This is a genomic window from Paenibacillus sp. HGF5, from assembly GCF_000204455.1.
Taxonomy (GTDB): domain Bacteria; phylum Bacillota; class Bacilli; order Paenibacillales; family Paenibacillaceae; genus Paenibacillus_AQ; species Paenibacillus_AQ lautus_A.
Genome location: NZ_AEXS01000155.1, coordinates 1 through 21,044 on the forward strand (window position 1 = coordinate 1; position 21,044 = coordinate 21,044).

Annotated in this window: 13 protein-coding genes; 2 read left to right on the top strand and 11 right to left on the bottom strand. The window is 54.0% G+C overall.

The genetic code is table 11. The annotated features are described in order from the left end of the window. A partial coding sequence (locus HMPREF9412_RS25230) for a DUF6138 family protein (RefSeq protein WP_009594647.1) occupies positions 1 to 776 on the bottom strand: 776 nt, incomplete at its 3' end. 216 nt (positions 777 to 992) lie between these two features. On the opposite strand from HMPREF9412_RS25230, the gene HMPREF9412_RS25235 reads away from it, so the two are divergent. Further along, positions 993 to 1,631: a pentapeptide repeat-containing protein gene (locus HMPREF9412_RS25235; RefSeq protein ID WP_009594653.1), complete on the top strand. Its 639-nt coding sequence runs from the start codon at positions 993 to 995 to the stop codon at positions 1,629 to 1,631. 156 nt (positions 1,632 to 1,787) lie between these two features. Here the strand turns inward: HMPREF9412_RS25235 and HMPREF9412_RS25240 are convergent, their stop codons facing one another. After that, on the bottom strand, positions 1,788 to 2,297 hold the full coding sequence (locus HMPREF9412_RS25240) for a PadR family transcriptional regulator (protein ID WP_009594654.1): 510 nt from the start codon (positions 2,295 to 2,297) through the stop codon (positions 1,788 to 1,790). A 201-nt stretch (positions 2,298 to 2,498) separates the two neighbouring features. Here HMPREF9412_RS25240 and HMPREF9412_RS25245 point away from each other — a divergent pair, with 201 nt between their 5' ends. Then, positions 2,499 to 3,728, top strand: coding sequence for a cytochrome P450 (locus tag HMPREF9412_RS25245; RefSeq protein ID WP_009594659.1), 1,230 nt, complete (start codon positions 2,499 to 2,501; stop codon positions 3,726 to 3,728). A 123-nt stretch (positions 3,729 to 3,851) separates the two neighbouring features. On the opposite strand, the gene HMPREF9412_RS25250 is transcribed toward HMPREF9412_RS25245, so the two are convergent. The 9 genes from HMPREF9412_RS25250 to HMPREF9412_RS25290 all read right to left on the bottom strand — a co-directional run. Beyond that, positions 3,852 to 5,021, bottom strand: a complete 1,170-nt coding sequence (locus HMPREF9412_RS25250; RefSeq protein ID WP_254664114.1) for a glycoside hydrolase family 88 protein — start codon at positions 5,019 to 5,021, stop codon at positions 3,852 to 3,854. Positions 5,022 to 5,067: 46 nt separating this feature from the next. Next, positions 5,068 to 9,285: a glycoside hydrolase family 2 protein gene (locus tag HMPREF9412_RS25255; protein ID WP_036673595.1), complete on the bottom strand. Its 4,218-nt coding sequence runs from the start codon at positions 9,283 to 9,285 to the stop codon at positions 5,068 to 5,070. Next, positions 9,278 to 9,964, bottom strand: a complete 687-nt coding sequence (locus tag HMPREF9412_RS25260; RefSeq protein ID WP_009594648.1) for a hypothetical protein — start codon at positions 9,962 to 9,964, stop codon at positions 9,278 to 9,280. Before HMPREF9412_RS25260 ends, HMPREF9412_RS25255 begins: the two co-directional genes overlap by 8 nt. A gap of 120 nt (positions 9,965 to 10,084) precedes the next feature. Next, positions 10,085 to 13,858, bottom strand: coding sequence for an Ig-like domain-containing protein (locus tag HMPREF9412_RS25265; protein ID WP_009594658.1), 3,774 nt, complete (start codon positions 13,856 to 13,858; stop codon positions 10,085 to 10,087). 130 nt (positions 13,859 to 13,988) lie between these two features. Further along, complete coding sequence (locus HMPREF9412_RS25270) at positions 13,989 to 15,515, bottom strand: ABC transporter substrate-binding protein (RefSeq protein ID WP_009594657.1); 1,527 nt, start codon at positions 15,513 to 15,515, stop codon at positions 13,989 to 13,991. A 36-nt stretch (positions 15,516 to 15,551) separates the two neighbouring features. Further along, complete coding sequence (locus HMPREF9412_RS25275; protein ID WP_009594650.1) at positions 15,552 to 16,436, bottom strand: carbohydrate ABC transporter permease; 885 nt, start codon at positions 16,434 to 16,436, stop codon at positions 15,552 to 15,554. A 15-nt stretch (positions 16,437 to 16,451) separates the two neighbouring features. After that, the gene (locus tag HMPREF9412_RS25280; RefSeq protein ID WP_009594651.1) at positions 16,452 to 17,477 is read right to left on the bottom strand and encodes an ABC transporter permease; all 1,026 of its coding nucleotides are present in this window, start codon (positions 17,475 to 17,477) and stop codon (positions 16,452 to 16,454) included. Positions 17,478 to 17,901: 424 nt separating this feature from the next. Next, positions 17,902 to 20,211 carry a helix-turn-helix domain-containing protein gene (locus HMPREF9412_RS25285; protein WP_009594655.1) on the bottom strand — a complete coding sequence of 770 codons (2,310 nt, stop codon included), beginning with the start codon at positions 20,209 to 20,211 and terminating at the stop codon, positions 17,902 to 17,904. Between the two features lie 139 nt (positions 20,212 to 20,350). Then, a partial coding sequence (locus tag HMPREF9412_RS25290; protein ID WP_036673599.1) for a helix-turn-helix transcriptional regulator occupies positions 20,351 to 21,044 on the bottom strand: 694 nt, incomplete at its 5' end.

Here is a 21,044-nt window from a genome sequence, read left to right on the forward strand (position 1 = left end):
ATGGCCGCGTAAATCAGCAGTTCGATTGGACCCTGCTCGGTATTTTCCATATGAATGTCGAATTTTTTCTTGTATTCTGGCTGCCATTGCGTCCCGATATTATCGAAATAACGCGGAAGCCAATGCTGCTCAGCCCAATTCCGCAAAGCCTTAATTAGATAAGCACGATGCTCGGCGAGATGTTGGTTCCCTTTGTTCAATTGCTGAACCCGCTCAATAACGGCAATGATCCATGCAGGATCCGCGTCAGGAAACAGTCCCTCGTCCAGGATGTGCCTAGACAGGAAAAACGTCTCCAACGGTTTGGTCGGATAGGTTCCCGCTTCTAGCTTATTGGCAATATAGGTTGCGATTCGTTCCCGTAATTGCTTCTTCTTTGTCTCATCTGCATATGTAAGAATGCAAAGGTTCAGGTCGCCTTCACGCACTCGAAACTTGCCGTTAAACGTAAACTGATAATCGATTAACGAGCTCGGCATCTCGTCCAATTTATGCTGCATATAAGTGGATAGCTCAGGAACGATGTGCTCTCGCACATGTTCTTCGGTCAACGGCTCACCAGGTGTCCCCCTGTCAATCGGCATCAATAAGTCCAGGTCATGATCCGCCATGCTCACCCTACCCTTGTCATATTCGAGCAGCGCATAGTCGTGAATCCCGATCTGCAGCGAAGTACGTTTTACGATGTCCTCCGCGTTTTTATCGCTGATATAGGCCATCCATTTGTCGATCTCCTGTTTCATTTCGCCCAAAAGTGTTTCCAGTGTCTGATCCATGTTCCACTATGCTCCTTTATATCAATTCGTATTGTTCCTCATCTACCCTAACACTCTCCATGATCATGACTTAAACCTCCATTAGCGGCCCCTTCATGGATTTGACCCCATACAAATCTTGGAATCTATTGCTTCATCTATGATACTATAAAACCGACTCATTTAAAGATCATTTCTAAGAGCATACATTCGATTCTGGAAATAGGAGGTTGTTCATTGAGCGCAAAACAATGGATCGCAAGATGGGATACGGAGCAAACCACCGAAGTCAATCAGGCTGTGGCTGCGGTTACAGGCAAACATAATATGCATAAAAAAGAACGGAGATTCCCTTCCTCTCCCTTTGGATTCACAGATGCAGGGCAAGAGGATTTCCGAGGTGTCACTTTGAGCGAGATTATCCAGTACCTGGATGTTCAGCATGTTGATTTATCTTTTGCCAAGTTTATGGACGGAACGGGTCTGAACTCATCCAGGTTCACGCATTGCCGCTTTGATGGAATGAAACTTGGCGGTTCGTTTGTGACGCGTCATTTCAATCATTGTTCGTTTCGAAAAACAAATTTAAAAAACGCCCGGATTGGAGAAAGGTTTGAGGATTGCGATTTTACCGGAGCCAATTTAAGTCACGCCATCGCACGCGACGCGGCCTTCGTTCGATGTAACTTCTCCAATGTTAATTTTCGCGGAGCACATCTGATGTACTGCCTCTTTGAAGAATGCAGCTTCAATGAAGCAATCTTTCATAACGGCTCCTTATCCGGAAGCCGGTTTGTAAGTGAAACAGCAGCTCTACCGGTTTGGGATAATACAATTATGGAGCATGTCAAGATCAACGGAAAACCCTTTGCTTAATTTTCGAACCTGCGAGCCCAACACCGCATCCACTGCCATGGCCCTCAAAGTCCTCGGGTAAAAAGCCGCGATTTCGCGGCTCCTTTACTTGCGCTAAAACATCGTCGTGCTGAATGCTGCGATGATTAGAGATCTGGTCGAAGCCGTATTTACCCATCAGGTTAATCTGCTGACCAACCTATCGATCCACGCCAATTCGCCTTGCACCTGTGAGACCGAATATAGTAGAACCTCGTCTCGGAACAACTCGTCCCCGCCCTTATCCAGTCTCCTCTCGATATCTGACAGCAGCTCTTCCAAGTCCTTTTTTCTCCTATGTAAAATCCGATTCCGGTCCTCCTTCGAAATGCGATCGAACAGGGACACTCTAACCATGAATTCGATTTGATGTTTTGCATTTTTTTCGGTGAATTCGTTAATGAGGTTTGCGATTTGTTCCCTCCCTGCTTCTGTAATTTCATATACATACTGATTCGGTCTGCCTACCTGCTCATTTCGATGCTTACGAACAAATCCCTCATCCGTAAATTTTCGTAATGTCGGGTATAACATGTTGTGATTCACGTCCATCAAATAACCGAGATCTTTCTGTATTTCTTTTTTTATTTCATACCCGTGTTTCGGGGATTTATCGATTTGGATCAGAATGAGAAGTTCAAGATACATGATCGTTCAGGCCTTTCGTCGACGGATTTGACAAAACTGCTGCATATTGAACAGCACATCTTTAGCGTATATGTTCAACCAAAATCCGACAAGGAAGAATATAAACAGAACTTTGGACATGGGTCATTGGAAACTATGACCAATTATAACAATATGTTAAATTAACATATGTTATATTACACTAGCATTGGAGGGAATGTAATGAATCATGAAATCATCTCCTTAGAGGAAATCACGCAATTCCGTTCACCGATCGAAGAATTCAATCCTTATGAATGGTACAAACACAAATTGCAGCATGAGCCCATCGTTTATAATCAGGCGACCCAAACCTGGAACGTCTTCCGGTACGATGACGTCAAGAGGGTTCTCAAGGATCATGAATATTTCTCTAGTGTAAGAACACGGACGATGATCAGCGTTGGCGCCGATAATGACGAAGGCCAGAAAATGAGCAAAATTAACCTGCAATCCGACCCCCCGGAACACCAAAAAAGCCGTGCCCTGATATCCGCCGCTTTCACCCCTCGCAGCTTGAAGCTCTGGGAGCCGCGCATTCAAGAGATTGCAGACCAGCTTCTGCAGGAAATGGGTGAAGCCCATGTCATTGATATCGTCCAACATTATGCCAGTGCGCTGCCGACAATCGTCATAGCGGATCTGCTCGGAGTCCCTTCCGAAGACCGGTTATTATTCAAGGAGTGGGTAAACCATCTGTTCCTTCCCCTGCCCAAAAACCATTCGGAAGATGTACAAGAACTGAAACGTCATGCTGCCAAGGAATATTACAACTATCTCTATCCTCATATCGTCCAAAAAAGAGCCAATCTCGCGGACGATATCATCTCCGACCTCATTCAAGCCGAGGTGGACGGGGATCGGTTATCGGACGATGAGATCGTCAGAACGACGATGTTTATCCTGGGCGCAGGCATTGAAACAACGACTCATCTGCTAGCCAATACGTTTTATTCCTTCTTATATGACAACAACCAAATTTACGGGGAAATCCAGGCTAACCGCGAGCTTCTTCCCAATGCCATCGAGGAAATGCTCCGCTATCGGTTTAACATTGCAAAAATGGATCGAACCGTCAAACAGGACAATCATGTACTCGGCGTGGATATGAAACAAGGGGATCTCGTCGTCGCTTGGATGAGTGCTGCCAATATGGATGAAGAGGTATTTGAGGATCCCTTCACCTTGAACATCCACCGTGCCAATAACAAAAAGCATCTAACCTTTGGGAATGGCGCTCACTTCTGCCTGGGTGCTCCGCTAGCACGGCTGGAAGCAAATATTGCGATAAGCAGGTTCATGGATTTCTTCCCGCGCATTGAACCCGTTCCTGAATTTAAACTGGAAGATAACCTGAGTCCTTCTGCGGCAGGACAAATGTTGACTCAGCTTCCTATCCGTGTTCATCGGTAAGGCTGACCTGTCTCAGTTCACTAGGTACAATCAAAAAAAGCCCTGCACAGCGAGGGCTTATAATATCGGGAGACCCTGCTTGTTTCTGAAATGACAGGGTCTCTCACTTATTAGGAAATCATTCTATTGTTTTTCCCTCTTGGGTTCGTACCAGTAGCCGGGCCGCCCGTTGTTTAAACGCATGAGCGCTTCCAGGAAGAAATAATCGCCCCAGATGACAAAATCGTCCGGCGCAATTCCCCCTCTGACAAAATACGAACCATGCCGCAAAAAGCCTTCTTCGTCCGGATTACCCTTCGTAAAATATCCCTGTACCATGGAATCCATGGAACGCCGAACGGCATCAAGGAGAAATTCCCTGCGGGGATCATCGCTTGACAGCTGGTCGGCGATTTCCAGCATCCCGCAAGAGGCAATCGCAGAAGCAGAGCTGTCTTTAGGCGTGAGTGCCGTTGGCGGAACGTCGAAATCCCAGTAGGCGACATGATCATCCGGAAGGCGGTCGATGAAATAACGCGCCATTCGAATCGCCGTGTCCAAGTATTGCGGTTCTTCGAAATAACGGTAGGCCAGCGCGAATCCATAAATGCCCCAAGCCTGCCCCCGCGACCACGTCGAACCATCCTGAAATCCTTGGTGGGTACCTCCGCGTACGGCATCCCCCGATTCGGGATCAAAATAAAAGGTATGATAGGATGAGGCATCACCGCGAACCAGGAACTTCAGGCTTTTGTCAGCATGAATGCGGGCGACTTCGGCATATGCCGATCTCCCTGTCTGTTCGGTTGCCCAGCACAACAAAGGCAAATTCATCAAGCAGTCGATGATGATCCGGCCGGCGTTTTGAAGGTCATGTTCAGGGCCCCATGCCTGGATAAGCTGAAGCGTGGGCCTCCATCGTCTCATGAGCGCATCAGCCGCCTGAAGAGCCGTGATCTTGGCCGCTTCGTCCCGTTCAACCATCCATTGCGCCAGGGCGGATAAAGAATACAAGAAACCGATATCGTGATGATCCAGATTTTTATGCTCCGCTAATCTTGCTTGAAATGAATGCGTGCATCGGACTGCAGCTTCACGGATATTGGAATCCTCACCGTACTCGCAGCTCAGCCACAGGATTCCCGGCCAAAATCCTTCCGTCCAATCCGTATGATCCACCAGTTGGTATTTGCCGTTTCCGTTTCCGACATGCGGAAACCGATCTTCAAACCGGGCGATATTCGCTTTGGTCGTGTGCAAGGTTTGTTCTATGATAGCGTTCCAGTCCATCTTGCCCTCCCGTAACTTATTCATTTGGTACGGCTCCATCCAAACAGAGCCCGCAATTCCATTCTCACCGCTATTTCGGCTCGACTTCGTCCAGGGTCATGCGGTATTCCAAATCCTTCATGTATGATCCATCCGCGTGCAGAAAGACCATACCGAAGTCCATATTCCCGCCGTTTCCATGGAGAATCGCGATCAGCCGGTTAAGGCCGCTCTTCAGGACAAGCTCAAGCTCTGGCTCCGGTATAAACTCGCCGTTCAAAAAAATGGCGTACGGTACATCCGATTGGATTCTCATGCATCCCTTGCGGAACGTCTCGGTTCCATCAGGCACCTGTACGAAGCAGCTCAAGAACCATGGCTCATTCGCGGCATGGGCGATCCGCATCTTTCCGTCCTCGGACCTCCGCTCTTTTTTCTGCATCCAGCCGTACAGGCCTTCTCCCAAATTATTCAGCGAATATTCGGGATCGGTATAATACGTCTTCATGGCTTCATAATCGACGTAGGGCGGGCAAGACAGCGCCATAACCGCTTCCACGGCCCATGCGCCGTCATCCTTCTCGCTCACCAGTAAGCGGTCATCGAAGGCAGCGCCCAGATTGGCCAGCAGACGAGTGTACAATCGCAGCGCTTTGTCACTGTCAAGATCAGTGAGAAGCTGCGAACAGAGAATGGAACCCGCCCCTATCCTCTCTTCAACGAGAAAAGCACCGGGTCGGCGAGCGTTCCTGCGGTTGATTTCAACCAGCGCAAGACGGCTGTATTCGGATGTGTAACCATTCACGAAATAGTCCTTCCAGGCAGTTCCCTCGATGCTTACGCAAGCATCGGCCGTGCCCGGCACTTCCAGCCGATCACTGGCCAGCGGCCGGTTCACGACATCACGCGGCGAAAGGAATACTTTATCGAAGCCGAACAAGTCAACCGGACTAAAGCCGCGCACGGCGTCGTGGGAGTAATCTGCCGCTAAATGGTAGGCCTCGTGCGGCTCCACGCGTACCGACCGGCCCAACAAGCGGGCAAGCGTGTCCTGCTGACTGCTGTCCGCCGGCAGGACAAGCACATGCCCGCCGGCTTCGGCATAGCGCTTGACGGCCTCGGCTGCGCCAGGCGACCCAAGCAGGCAGGCTTCGGCCACGAGCAGGCCGAAGGATTGCTCGGTGGATTCGCGCTCCGCAGCTTCACCTATCACCGCTGAGGCATCCAGCACGTTATGGCGCAGCCGAAGTCGGTCGAGGAACGCTGCCGCTGTCCCGCCAGGACTTACCAGCGCTCCTGCCGTCCGCATCGCCGGGACGGCAGCTTCCTCGGCCCGCCCTGCATAAGCCAGCAGATTGCGCAGCAGCAGGCACGCTTGCGGAACTCGGTCTAGATTGGCCATGATCTCAAGCTGATTGGCCAGAAACATGCCGCTCCCGCTCCGATATTCCAGCAGCGGCGACCAAAAATCCCCCCCATCGCCGAAATCGCCGGCGCTGCACTCCAGCAGCAGGGTGAAATCGCCATGGACCGGCTTTTCGAACGCTGCGCGTATGATCGGCAATGGCCCTTCTTCACGCAGGTCTTCGTGCCAGAACATCAGGTCCTTGTCGCTCAAGCCCTTCAGCACCGGATGACGGTAATCCCCCGCATGGGCGCGCAGAAACGGCCTGCGCGACAGCGTAAGCCGACCGAGCGACAGGCCGGTCTGCTCCAGCAGAAGCAGACGTCCGCCCCTCGCAACGAAGGCTTTAAGCTCCGCTTCCAGCCTGCCGTCCGGATCCTCCGCATTGCTGCCAACAATCAGCAAATCATCGGACGACAACAAGGCGATTACGTCGCGGTTCGCCCGTCCGCAGCCGGGTACAAGCCGGCGGATCCGGATATAATCCTCTTCAGATCCCCAGTAAGCCGCCGGGCGGCCGACTTCGACAGGATCATGAAGCAAGCTTCCCTGGACAAGCCGGTATTGCTTGCGCAGCTCAAACATCCGACGTTCGCCATGAAACAGAGTGGCCTTCAGCAATGCAGTCCCTTCCGTTTCCACGGGGATCGGAGTCCACGTGATTTCAAAGGCCTTTAGCTCGGCCGGCTCTTGACGGAACGTGAAGATACGCTCAAGCACGATCGTCTCCCCTTGCATGACCTCGCATTCAATCCGCACGTCTTGTGCAGACAACGTGTCGTTGAAGACGTCAAAGCTGCGCGTGATGGGCGCGTCGTCGTAGAAGCGGCCGTTGTATTCGGCCGCGAACATCGTAACCGGCTTCAACGCCTCCGCCATGATGGCGAAAGCCGGATTAGGAAGGTGCATCGGATGATCCGGGAGCATACCGTTGTTGATCGTCAGCGAATAGGCCGGGATCGTCTTGGGGCTGACGCCGGGCAGGCCTGGTTCCAACGGCGGAGCTGCGACGTCGTTCTCCGGCATCGAGCGCATGAAATAATGAGCGAAATTAAATGTGGCTATGCCCGAGACGCCTTGCCGCCGCGCATACTCCACAAACAGGCGTTCCTTTAGCGCCAGCCCGGCCGTGCTTTCGTCCGTACCGCGATAGGCCTGCAGCCCTGCGTACATGCTGGCATTCTGCGGGCATATGTACCACCATCCGCCGTGTTCGCCAAAGGTCAAAGGGACGGAACGGTCCCATTGAGCAATGGTGCCGTCGATGTTGTAATGACGGCTTTCCACCTCCGTATGCGCTTTGGACAGCAGCCGATTGTCTCCTTCTGCGATGATCGGCCGCGTGGGATCCAGTTTGCGCATAGCCTCCATGAAGCCGGGAATATGCGACTTGTAGCCGTCCCGGCCGTCTACCCAGCGCATTTCGTTCTGCAAGCTCCACATGATGACCGAAGGATGATTCTTGTCGCGCCGAACGAGCCGCTGAACATGCATTCGACAATGGTCCAAGTATTCGGGATGGTCGGCGAGCATGGATTTGCCCGATCCGTATATGGCCGTTTCGTCGATGATCAGCATACCCTCCTCATCGGCAATCCGCACATAATCTTCCGGATATGGTTCGGCATGCAGACGGATGCTGTTGATCCCGACAGACCGGCACATCCGGTACCAATTACGGATATACGTCTCCGTCTGCTGAAGTGCGCCTTGAAAATGCCACGAATCGCCGCGTAGTTGGATCGGGATCCCGTTCAGCATGAATTGCGGACCGTCGCACCAAAATTCTCGGAAACCGAACACCTCTTCGTGCCGGTCGAGTACCTGCTCACCTGCTACAAGTTCAAGCACCGCGACGTAAAGGAATGGCGTGTCAGGATTCCACAGCTTGGCATCCTGCCAATCCAGGGTGAGGGAGGCGCGATAAACCGCTCCGCCGCGTTCGTTCTCGCACAACCGAAGCATCCCGGCAGCCGAGAGATCGACCTGTTCAGCGGGCTGCTCCGCCTGGAGGACCGGAATGGCCGGCTTGTCTTCGGCTTCCGGTCTGCCTCCTGTCCTTCTCTCCACGAGGAGCCTTTCCGTTTCAATTCCACGCCCCTGAGCTTGCTGTGGCTTCGCATCTCGAGCCCCGTATCGATGGGTGCCGCTGCCTGACGAATCGGCATCCCTTGCCTCCGAATGTTCTCCATCTTGTCGCAATATGCCAAGCTCCCGTACGCTCAGCCTCACATGGATCGGCCCAAGATCTGCAACCGTTTCTGCCATCCCGACGATAACCGCAAGCTCCAAGCGCTTCTTCCGCACGGACGTACAAATGGTTACATCCTCCAGTGAAAGAACCGGGTAACTTTCCAGATAGACATCCTGCCATATCCCTCTGGCGACATTGCCAAACCATGAACCTGTCAATCCCGTCACTTTCTCCATGCCGGACGGGAGCTTCACTCTGTCGAAGCTCCCGCATAGGACATGGAGATGATGCTCACGGCCCGGCGCTACGCTTGACGTAATATCGAGCCGCAGCGGCAGGTAGCCGTCCTCCCATACCGCGACTTCCGCCCCGTCGAGAAATAGGACGGCTTTTTGCATAATGCCGTCCAGCCGCAGCACGATCCGCTGACCGGCCATGTGTTCGGGGATCCGGAAGCTGCGGTGCAGAACGCCCGCTTCCGCGGCGTCCCACGCCTTGGGATAGCTGTAGAGATTCATCGGAGCATATCCGTGTTCGCGAATTTCGCCGAACGTTCTGCCGTTTGGCTGCTCGTACGACCGTCTCCAGCTGGAAGGGACCAGGACGGGCTCCGGCTCGTAGACGATCTCATCCGGAAGCTGCCGGCACTGCGGCTGATCGTACAGCGGCATGAAGTCCCACTCTCCGTTCAGGCACCATCGGTTACGCATGCTTTGTACCCTGCCTTTCGGCGGAGATGCGCACTTCCCGAACAAGCTCCAGCTCCCGCCAGATCTCCTGTCCGGCCGGCGACTCCTCCCATTTGATAAAATGCGGATCCATCGCCGCCGCCCAATCATCCGGCCGAAGCGAAGTATTCAGCTTCCCTTTGTAGGGCGCTGGCTCAAGCGTAGCGGGAAGCTCGGAATAGAAAAAGAGCATATTCTCATGCAGGCCGATGATCCCGTACTTGTCTCCATCGCCAGGCCGTTCTTCCTGGTACTGGTAATGATAATACACGTAGCTGGCCGTCTCTTCAGGCTTCAGCCGGGCGATCCTTCCAAACGGCACGCTGTTTTTATTCCTGCGCTCCCAATGCTGCTCCGAAGCGGGGGCTTGGTAATGAAAAATATCGGCCATGGCCGCCCATCGACGAACCGCTCCTCCTCCCGGCCAAACGGCCAGCCACGGATTGGCTTCCGGCAGCAGAATTTCCGGTAGGACCAGCTCACCATGGCATTCATAATAAAGAAACAACCAGCTTCCATCCGCAAACAAACTTAATCGGGATACGCCCTCCCGCTTCATCGCATCTTCGACCGTTTGAATAAACCGTTCCCCGCGAAGCCGGGAACGGATATTTCCCTCGATTCCCTCGGCCCTATATAAACATCGTTGCATGAATGGCATGCAGCACCTCCTGCTGTCAATTTTGATGTTACAGGATGTCTCAATCTCATGAAGCTGAAGCTTTCTTTTGCGATAGTAAAAGGCGGCCCCCCCTGATACCGGGAGGACACGCCGCATATCTTATGGCACCACCGAGAAGCGGATATCGTCAAACAGCATATAATCGAATCCGCTGACATAGAAGCCCACTTTGCCTGAAGGCTGATGATTCGGGTCCGAAGCAGCAAGTCTTGGCTCGTTGTTCACGTAAACCGCGACATCCCCGTTCTTCACGACGACCTTGACCGCATATTCCGTGTCCGACAGGAAGTCGCGATTCGGCAAAGAGGTCTCGGCGATCTTCTGCCATGCCGAATCGTACAGGATCCAGGACGAGGTTCCGTCCGCACGGGATCGATAGCCGATCCGGGTCGAACCGCTGCCCGCCTGACGGTCGAAAATATAAAAGGTTCCTTCCTCCGGCATCGACGACGGGGTCTTTAGCTTGAATTCGAGTACATACGCTTCAAAGACGCGGTCCAGCAGACCCGTGGCACCGTTCAAAATTTTGTATCGGCGATTGCCGTCCGGATCCGCCGCGATGCTGCGGTTCGGGTCTACCGGCCAGCCGTTGCCGCCCGATTCGAAGTCGGTTTCATGCATGATCCCCGAAACGGTCACCGCGATATCCGCCTTGATAAGCGGATTGACGACGGACACTGCGGTAATGATGGTCTGTCCTTCATATACGGCATGGACGACGCCCGTATCGCTTACCTCCGCCACGGATGGATCGGCGGATTGCCAAGTAATGCCGCTATCCGGGGTATCCACGGGATCGAGCGTTACCTGCACCTGATGCTGCTCGCCGGCGGCAAGCCGTATTTCGCGCTCGGACGGTATGATGCCGGCCAGCTCCGTGCTCAGCGCCTTGAACCGGATGTCGTCAAACAGCATGTGGCTGACGTTGTTGACATAGAATCCGACCTTGCCTGCCGCATTATGGCCCGGATCGGCTGCCTTGAGACGGAATTGGCCGTCCACGTATACGCTGACATCGCCGCCTTTGACCAGCACCTTGATCTCGTATTCCGTGTTTGGCTGCAGGTCGTGGCCGCGTAGCTTCTCTTCGCGCAGCACGGTCCAGGCTCCGTTATACAGCAGCCAGGAGGAGGATCCGTCCGGACGTGTTTTGTAACCGACGCGGGTCGAGCCGCTGCCCGCCTGGCGATCGAACACGTACAGCGTAGCGTTTTCACCGATCGAATCGGGCGTCTTCAGCTTGAAGCTCAGCTCATATTCGGCGAAGGTTTTCTCGCTGAGTGCGGTAGCCCCGTTCAGTATTTTATACCAGCGGTTGTCGCCTTCTTTGACGATGCTGCGGTTCGCGTCCTGCGGCCAGCCGTTCGCCCCCGACTCGAAATTGGTGAAATCCATGACGCCGTCTCCGGCTTCGACCGTGACGTCCACCGCCGCCGTGAGCTGTGGATTCTCCGCCGACGCCACGGTGATGACCGTTTGGCCCACCGCCTGGCCCGTGACGATGCCGTAATTATCGACCGTGGCGACTCCGGGATCGGCCGACGTGAAGACCAGCTTCGGATTATCCGCGTTCCATGGGAGGACCGCCGTGCGCAGCTTCACCGTTTTCCAACGGTCTACCGTGATTTGGTTGTCATAAACCACCACGTTTTGCACCGGGTAGCTGTCCGGGCTGCTCGTGGTACCTGCTTTCCCGTTAATGCCGATCTCGTGAAACGGAATATCCGGGAAGCCGGGGATGGCCTGGAATACTTGCGCATCCGGACGCAGCGACAGATCGCCTCCTGCCAGATTGACGAAACCAGGATCCTCGTTAGTAACCCAGTTATCCTCATATTGGACCAGATTGAATTTGTCGTACGCACCTTCCGCATTGGTTGTCGAGCTTCGCGGAACTGTCGGATTGTATACGACGTTGCCGTGGAACGTGTTCGTGTCCGGATAATAGCGGTTTTCCGTGAAAAAATTCGCCAGCTCCGGATATTTGGACAGATACGGCGTCCCGATGAAGTCGTTGTTGGCCTCGAACAGCGCCTCCCACTTCGGCATGTAATTCAGCGGAACCTGATCGTCCGGCTCGTCGCCGAGAAACAAATCCGCGTAGTCGTACGGAATCTTGCTGTCCACGAATATATTGTTGCGGGTCAAAATATGCGCGCCGCCGTTGTTTTTGATCGCCGAGTTGCCCATTTTATAAAAGATGTTCTCGTCGATCTTCAGTCCCATCGTGAAGTTATCGGGATATACCCCTTCCACGCCGGGCTTGGCTTCGCCGATGTTATGGAAGTAATTGCGGTGGATGACGGTGCCCCGCTGCTGCGGCGTTTCGCCCGCGTTCATGTATATGGCGCCGAGATCCGAGAAGGTTTTGCAAACGTCATAAATGTCGTTGTACTCTACAAGATGATCATTGCCGAAGATCAACACCCCGGGATGAGGAGCATCATGCAGCTCGTTGTGCGACATGCGGTTGCCCACTCCGGACAAGAGGACGCCCGGATTGTAAGCCTTATGGTAATAGGCAAAATCATGAATGTGCGAGTTCTCCACGGCGTTGTTGCCCGGCGCGAGCGTTGTCTTGTCGCCTCCGGTGAGCGTGACGGCGGTTCCCCCGATATGGTGGATGTGGGTGTACTCGATCTCGTGGTCAGTTCCGGGAACCCCCGTAAAGTCGTTATAATGGAACCGGCTCTGGGTGTTGACCAGCACGCCGCTGTTGGTGAAGTTACGTATTTCGCTATGGAGGACGCGCATATGGCTTCCGCCCATGAAGACGACCGCCGAATCGCGCCCGTTCTCCAGGATCAGCTCCGAGAAATCGATATATGATGCGTCCAATGCATTGATCATCGGCGTCTTCAGCATCGTCACTTCAATGGAAGGATTCGCGGTCATAAATTCGGCATTCGGTAGAAAATAGAGCTTTCCGGCCTGTCGGTCGATGTAATACTCGCCGGGCATATCGATCTCCTCCAGCAGGTTTTGCGCGAAATGGAAATCCGGGTACCAATTTTTGAAAATGCCGCTCATTTCCCCGTACCTGAGCGTTATGCTTTTGGCTTCGGTGTCGATGGAAGCGATTTTGTTGTAGGACCATTCCCAGCTGTAACCGAAAATGCCATCCAGCCAGATGTCGTCCGCCTGTGTCCAGTATTGCGGTCTGTCATACGTATACGTAAAGGTCCCGCCTCTTGAATGGACCTCCCCGTTCGGATCTTTCCGCGTCGGTCCGGGATCGAGGATTTCATCCATTTGGACGGTTCCTTCGTTCGGCCAGCGTGCCAGCGTCATCCCTTGCCCGCCCACGTACAACTCCATCGGCGGCACCTTGCTCAAATCGTTGGCCAAGTAATAACCGTGCCGGCTCATCTCGCCGTAATCGGTAATACCGAGGGCGGCCAGATCGGCGACCAGCACTTCGTTTCTTGCCTCTTCGCTAATCATCCGGTTTAGTACGGCAGGATCGGCTACCGGAACGAATGCGGATTTCTCCAGCTGCTTGGAACCGGACAAGACGACCGTTTCGCCCGGATAGGCCGTATAGGTTACCGGCTTCCCCGCCTCCCCCGAATCCTGCAAACCCAGCTCAAAGCTCGCTGCTCGCTCGTACCGGCCTTCCCGAAGATAGACCGTGACGCCGCCCCGAGGCAGCCCTTTCTTCGCTTTCAACGCCCGAATGGCGTCACGTGCTTTTTCCAACGTTCGGAACGGTTTGTTGATCGTCCCTTTGTTCGAGTCATTTCCGTCCAAGGCTACGTAAAAAGCCGTCCCGTGCGGATTTCCATAAGCCGACGCCGTCTCGGCGGCCGGCAGAAATGGATACAGCGCGAACAACAAGCTTGCCGCCAGTGCCGCAAGCACAAGCTTCTTCATAAATCGCTCCCCTTCCTCCAGCGTGGAATCCGGTCAGCTTTGCCTACGCCGTGCGCAGTGTCGTCAAAGCCCACCCAGGCAGCAGGTTTCTCCCGTTTCGTCTCCATCCGTCCATAAACTTACTGGCCGTTTACTTCAAGCCCTTATCTTTCAGGAATTGCTCGAACTGACGCGTCACCTCCTCCACGTATTTATCTTCGCCCGCCTCCTTCAGCTTGCCGTAAAGAACGGGCCAGGTCTCCTCGAAATCGAGCGTTCCGGTCACGAGTCCGCGTTTGTACTCGCCCCATACGGCATTCAGGTTCGCGATTTCCGTGCTGACCGGCTCGGAATTGAACTTGAAGGCGCCGACCGGATTGATTTCAGAGCTTTCGTTGATTTTTTTCGTTTCCTCCCATATGTTCTCCGGTTGGCCTTCCTTCAGGTAGGAATTGAAGACGCTGCCGAAGACCCAATCCATGTTCGGACGGTACCTGGAATCCGGCATAGCTTTGATATACTCCCCGCTCAGCTTCTCATAATGCACGCCCTCTAAGCCGTTGATCATCAAGTTGTAGAGCTCCTTGTCGGTGTTGATCAGATTGAGCAGCATCATGGCCCGCTCCGGATTCGGCGAAGTGCGGCTGATCGACTGGTTGGTCGTCGCCGAATAACCGTTGGAGAACCAATCGCTGAGCGGGATGATGATGACATCGTTGCCGCCGTTCTTCGGCTTGACCTCTGCTTCGACTCCAGGCTTCAGCGTGACGTCGAACTCGACGGCGATCTGGCCCTTGGATTGGTAGTCGGTCATTTTTTCCGTGGCCGCGTCCTTGTGGATGTACCCGGCTTTATACCATTTGCTGGCCAGGCGGAAATTGTCCAGCTCCTCCTCCGGATAGCGATGGAGCGTATAGGACGGGTCATCGGTCTTGATGTAGAAATGATCATCAAGCCCCGGAACGACCCAATATTGATCGTCATGCGCCTGCGGGTTGACAAACGAGCCGCCGAACAGGCCGATCGGAATGATGCCCGGCTCGTTCTGCTTGATTTGCTCAAGGAACGGCTCCATATCCGCTATCGTTTTGATCGTGGTAGGATCCAAGCCGTATTTGTCGGCAAACCGCTTCTGCACGATAAAGCCGTATCTTGACCCGTTGATTTGCTGATTCGGGATGCCGTAAATTTCCCCGTCCACCGAGAGGCCATCCCACATCACCTGAGGGACGTCCGTCTTCAGCTGCGGCGCATACTCATCCAAGAGCCCGTTCAGCGGTTGAATAGCCCCTTTCCGTACAAGCTCTTCCGGTTTCAGCATGTAACCGGTCCAGAGAATGTCGAATTTCTCGCCTGCCGCCAGTACGGTATTCATCTTCTGCACGTAATCCCCGATTGCGACGGGCATCAGCTTGACGGTGGCGTTCAGCTTCTCCTTCACGATTTTGTTGATCTCCTCTTCGACCTTCTTCTGGTCCGGCTGCAGCTGCAGCAGCGGATAATACCAAGTCAGCTCTGCGGGCTCAAGCCCGCTAGCGCCGCTCGCCTCCGGCGTCGATCCTTGCGTGCCGGTCGTTCCGCTGCCCGAATCGCTCTTCCCGCCGCTGCCTCCGCAGCCGGCAAGCGCGGACACGGCGATCAGGATGACCGCGAGCAATCCGAATAATCTTTTTTTCATGACATGACCTCCTGAATGTTTATTGGTTGTTGTATGTTAACCCTTAAGGGAGCCAACCGTAAGCCCTTTCACGAAGAACCGCTGGAAGAACGGAAAGATGATCAGCATCGGCCCGCCGGCCAGCACCGCGATCGCCATTCTTGCCGAGTTGTTCGGAAAGCTGGATAAATCGATGCCCAGCTGCTGCGAAAATTCCGAATTGGAGGTTATGAACTCGATGCTGCCCAGCGTTCGCACAAGCAGCAGCTGCAGCGGCACCTTGTCGGGATCGTCGATATACAGCATGGCGTTGAACCATTCGTTCCAGTACGTGAACGAGATAAGCAAACCCAGCGTGGCCAAGGCCGGCGTGGATAGCGGCAATATAATCCGGAAAAAGATGCGCAGTTCCCTTGCCCCGTCGATTTTGGCGGATTCCACGATTTCAATCGGAATTTTGGACATGAATCCCTTCATGACCATGATGTTGAAGGGCGATAGCAGAACCGGCAGGATTAGTGCAAGCAAGCTGTCCTTTAAATGCAGGTATTGGGTGATGAGAATATAGGAAGGGACGAGCCCGCCGCTGAACAGCATCGTGAAGAACACGTAAAACGTCGTTACCCTGTTGTAGCGGTAATCCGGTCTCGAGATGACGTATGCGGTCATCGCGGTGAGCAAAAGCCCTGCCAGTGCTCCAATGACGGTCACCGTGATCGTGACCCCGTATGCCCGCAGCAAAATGTCGGGTGCGTCCAGAAGATAGCGATAAGCCTCCAGGCTGAACGATTCGGGAAAAAACTGATAGCCCTTGTCGGTAAGCGACGCTTCGTCCGTCAGCGAGACCGCGACAACGAGCAGAAAAGGCAGGACGATGGCCAGCGATAGCAGGATGAACAGCAGATGGATCAACATTTTGGATAGTTCGAATTTCTTCGGCATCGGATATCCTCCTTCTTACCACAGGGAATGCTCTGGATTGATTTTGCGCACGATCCCGTTCGCCGCCAGCACGAGCACGAAACCGACAACCGACTGATAGAAGCCTGTGGCGGCCGACATGCTGACATTACCGATCTCGCGAAGTGCGCGGTACACGTACGTATCGATAATATCCGTGGATCCGTACAGGAAGCCGGAGTTGTTCGGAATGAAATAATGCAGTCCGAAGTCGCCGCGGAACATGTTGCCGATGGACAAAATCAGCAGAATGATGACCAGCGGAGCCAGCAGCGGGACCGTAATTCTCATGGCCATCTGCCATTTCGTCGCACCGTCGATCCGGGCGGCCTCGTAATACTCGCTGTTAATGCCGATAATGCCCGCAAAATAAATAAGCGTGTTGAAGCCGACTGCCTTCCATAAATGAACAAGAATGAGAATGGCCGGCCATGCCTCGGCCGTCTGGTACCAACTGATCGGATCCATGCCGAACATTTGCAAGGTGCGGTTAATGAAACCGTCAGAATGGTTCAGGAAGGCATATGCCACGTATCCGACCAGCACCCAGGATAGAAAGTGGGGCAGAAACAGCGCGGTCTGATAAAATTTGCTCCATTTCGCCCTGAGCTCGTTCATCAGAATGGCCAATAGCAGCGCAGCGGCCGTGGTAGCTGCAATGTAAGCGGCATTATACAGCACCGTATTGCGCGTGATCCGCCAAGCCGTATCGGTCGAGAACAAATAACGGAAGTTTTCCAGACCTACCCATTCGCTGCCGAATATGCCGAGATCGTAGCGGTAATGCTTGAAGGCGATGATCAATCCCACCAATGGAATATAGGCAAAGATCAGCTTGTACAGAATCCCCGGCAGGGATAAGAGAAACAGCTCGCGGTTGTTTCGAAAATGGCGAAGCTCCCTGCGAAGCGCCGATTTTTTTGGGCGAGTGCCCGCTGGTTCTGAATCCGGGTCGGGCCCGGTTCCCGATCGGTTCGCCGGTTCCGCGCCCATAGAGCCCGATAGTGTTATCTTCTTCAACATAGCGAAAGCCCCTTCCTTTCCTTGTGCACTTCTTGCCTGCGTTCCAGGCTTTGCACGTTTAACGATAGCTCAAACGCGGTACTTTCCGTTACTGTACAATTTCAGGATTGCTGTACAGGCGGACTGTAGGGATTTCGGAATGCTGTACAGACGGCTGTATAGATCCAAGATTGCTGCACTTGAAAAATTTCAGGGCCTCTGCCGACACTAAGGGGCTACCATTCTCGCATCATCGATGCAAAGCCAAGGTGCAGGAGACAGTGCTTTTCAGTTACGCGTTGATCCAACTGGTCGATGGGGCTCGCAGCTTGCTTCGAACCTGCTGGTTCGCTCGCATTCGGATGGATATCATTGTCGGAGCACGGCATGGCAAAAACCCGCAAACGGCAAAACTTGCCTGCGGGTCTGATGGGACCTGTGCGATTTAAGTACTGCGCTCGATGGCGCATTTCAGGCGGTACTCTTTCGGGGTCGTTCCATACCGGCGCTTGAACAGCCGATAGAAATAGCTTTCATTGCCGAAGCCTACCTTCTCCATGATTTCCGCCACGGTCAATTGCTGCTGCTCCAGATACTGCTGGGCACGGGCAAGCCTAGTCGCGTTGATCTGGTCGACTACCGTCGCACCTTCCTGAGCCTTGAACACTTGCCCCAAATAGACGGAACTCATCTTCAGCATATCGGCGATCTTCTGTACGTTGAGGTCCGGATCGGCATAATGCTTATCGATCATTTCCTTGACGGTATCCGCAAGCAGCCGGTTTTTATCCTCGCGTCCGCTCCTGCGCTGCTCGAACACCTCCCGCACGACGTCCAGTAGCACGCACTCGATCTCGTCCAGCGTCTCTTTTTCGAGAATGCGGCGGTTGATCGCCTGCAGATTGACCGACACCGGGTTCAAGTTGTTATTATTCATTTCACCAAGCGTATGGCTGAGCGTCATGGTCAAATGCAGCAGCGCCGAAAACATGCCGTCAAAGCTAAACTCGGAAAGATGCTCCCTCCAGCTACGAATCGCTTGCTCCGTCTCTTCCGGATTGCCGCCCTTTAAGCCCTCCGTCAGCCGGCGTTCCAGTTCCTTCGGAATGGTAAGCGATTCGTTCCGCTCGTTCCTGCGGATCATATCCGGCCGGATCACCGCGCCCTTACCGAATATCATGCGATAGTTGGAATGCCGCAGCGCCAGATTGTAATGTTTCGTAAGCTGGCGATAATCCTCGAAGGTATCGCTTAGCGTTACGGTGAACGTAATCCGATAGAAGCGGAGAATGGTTTGCTGAAGTTCACGGAAATGTTCGTGCAAGGACTCGAGGTGACCGGAATCGCCCCCGACAACAAAAACGAGATGGCCGCTCTTCATATCCGCCGCCTCGCAGGAGCCGCCATGGCGCAGCAACTCCTGGCCGATATTCGCGATGGCGAAGGAATAGAGCTCTTCCGCCCGGGGAACCGGCTGCAGAACCTGGCTTTGCAGGTCGTCGAGCTGTACAAACGCAAGTCGAAGCGGCGACGGATGCGCGATATCGATTCCGTACTGCTCCTTCATCCGCATAAACGCAGCTTCGTCCATGCTGTCGCTTGTGCCGATCAGGCTCCGCAGATGATATATCTTGGCGATATTCCATTGCGTGGCCCGCTCCTGTTCCAATCCTCTGAGCTTGCCGATCATTTCCGTTACGTTCTCCGTGATCAGGGACAGCTCATCCTTGGCTTTGGCGTCTCCACGTCCATCGTAGGGCACCAGCGTAAGCAGGCGGCCTACCGGTTTGTATAGCCGGAGCGAAATCAGTACGGACAGCAGCAAAGCCAGCATGGCCACGGACAATGTCACGGCCATTTCCGTCCACCGCATCTGGCGGACGCTGCCCAGCACGTCGTCATAGTCTTGAAGGCTGATGATCTGCCAGTCGTTTAAGCCTTTGCTTAAATAGGTGACCTTATATTTCTTATCGCCTTGTTGATGGATGAAGGAGTCCGGTGCATGGTTTGCCGAGCCCATCCGTCCGAGTAAATCTCTCTTGATGTCCAGCCCGGGCGGTAGCTTGCGGTCGCCCGCCATCAGCACTTGACCATCGCCGTCCGTAACGAACAGGACGTCGTTTTCCCGTTCGGCGACCCGATTAAGCGCTTTCACATTATCCAGCATCCACCCCGGCTTCACGGTCAAGATGAGCACGTTCCGATTGACGGAACCGAGGCTCGGCCCATCATATATGAAAAATGCGAACACGTCGATGCCTTCGTTCTCCCCGTCGAGATCGAGCGGAATGAGCTGCAGCTTCGGCAGGTCCGCACGAGCGTCCATGTAATCTTCCAGTGCGCCGTAAAGGACGCGCGTATCCATATCATGGCTCAGCGACGAGAAAAAACGGCCTTGTTTGCCGTTATAAAAAACGGCGGAGTGCAAGTACGGGGAAGCAGCAACCGTGCGGTTCAAACGCTCAATCTTCAGGATGCTCTGCTTATAATCCGCCCCGGATTTCAGTGCGATGAGCTCTTCGTCGTTATACAGCGATACCGCCAAATCCTTCACGATCCCGTTCATGTTCTCGATGTTGTAGTTGATTTGGGTGAGCAGCTTGACGTCGGCTTCATGCTGGAGGCTCAACACTTTGTCACGGGCGGCGGCGTTCAGAAAGAGGGAGGCGATGGCGAGCATGGCGACGACGAGCATAAAGCTCAGGATAATCCGCTGCAAATATTTGCGAGAGCGGAGGGTTTGCAGCAAGTTCATGGGACCACTCTCCTGCAAGTTTAGTGGCTTTACTATAAGCCGCCGAGATTTTCATTGTCAATCTGCATTTTCGAAATATTACCCTGTACGGGATACGCACTGACCGTATCTCTGGGTATTGCCGTATGATCAGGGCTGCTCAGGTGACCCGCCCTTCGCCATCCCTCTTCTGCCGAAGCATCTGCCGATAAGCACCTGGCGTCATGCCAACCTTGGCGGTAAATAGGCGCGTCATGTAGTTCGAATCGCGTATTCCCACGCGTTCCGCGATCTCGGAAATGCCAAGCACCGTGCCGCCAAGCAGTTTCTTGGCCTCCTCCAGGCGCAGGTGCAGCACGTACTGCAGTGGCGTTTTGCCGATATGCCTCTTCATGCATCTTGCGATATAACTCGCTTGGAAGTGGAGCTTTTCCTCCAATGCGGCCCGTTCAAACGGCTCCTTCCAATGTTCGTTTAAATAGGATGCGGCGGCCTGGGCCAGCCGGACGGAAGGCTCCGGCTCGGACGTCCGGGCGCAGCCAGCCTGCAGCGCTGCAAACAGCTCGGTCAGCAAAAGGTGGAGCTGGAGCGCATTTTCCCCGTTCAGTCTGTTGTGGGTATCGTTCAATCCGCGCAGCATCGGCTCCACGGTTTGCACCTCGAAGGGCGCAAACTTCGGCAAGTACATGCGCTGCTGCGGAGAAGGCTCAATGTCTTCGACCGTGCCCTTGGATAGCAGGTTCGACCAGGGGATATCTTCCCGACGGATGTGAACGGCCGGATGCCCATGGATGAAATGCACCCAATAAATCTCCGTATGCTCCGAGCAGGCTCGGTGCCCGACATGCGGCAGT

Excerpts from the sequence above, each read along its gene's own strand:
- HMPREF9412_RS25280 (WP_009594651.1), bottom strand. The coding sequence starts at position 17,477 with ATGTTGAAGAAGATAACACTATCGGGCTCTATGGGCGCGGAACCGGCG.
- HMPREF9412_RS25240 (WP_009594654.1), bottom strand. The coding sequence starts at position 2,297 with ATGTATCTTGAACTTCTCATTCTGATCCAAATCGATAAATCCCCGAAA.
- HMPREF9412_RS25265 (WP_009594658.1), bottom strand. The coding sequence starts at position 13,858 with ATGAAGAAGCTTGTGCTTGCGGCACTGGCGGCAAGCTTGTTGTTCGCG.
- HMPREF9412_RS25255 (WP_036673595.1), bottom strand. The coding sequence starts at position 9,285 with ATGCGTAACCGATGGTGCCTGAACGGAGAGTGGGACTTCATGCCGCTG.
- HMPREF9412_RS25275 (WP_009594650.1), bottom strand. The coding sequence starts at position 16,436 with ATGCCGAAGAAATTCGAACTATCCAAAATGTTGATCCATCTGCTGTTC.
- HMPREF9412_RS25285 (WP_009594655.1), bottom strand. The coding sequence starts at position 20,211 with ATGAACTTGCTGCAAACCCTCCGCTCTCGCAAATATTTGCAGCGGATT.
- HMPREF9412_RS25260 (WP_009594648.1), bottom strand. The coding sequence starts at position 9,964 with ATGCCATTCATGCAACGATGTTTATATAGGGCCGAGGGAATCGAGGGA.
- HMPREF9412_RS25270 (WP_009594657.1), bottom strand. The coding sequence starts at position 15,515 with ATGAAAAAAAGATTATTCGGATTGCTCGCGGTCATCCTGATCGCCGTG.
- HMPREF9412_RS25245 (WP_009594659.1), top strand. The coding sequence starts at position 2,499 with ATGAATCATGAAATCATCTCCTTAGAGGAAATCACGCAATTCCGTTCA.
- HMPREF9412_RS25250 (WP_254664114.1), bottom strand. The coding sequence starts at position 5,021 with ATGAATAAGTTACGGGAGGGCAAGATGGACTGGAACGCTATCATAGAA.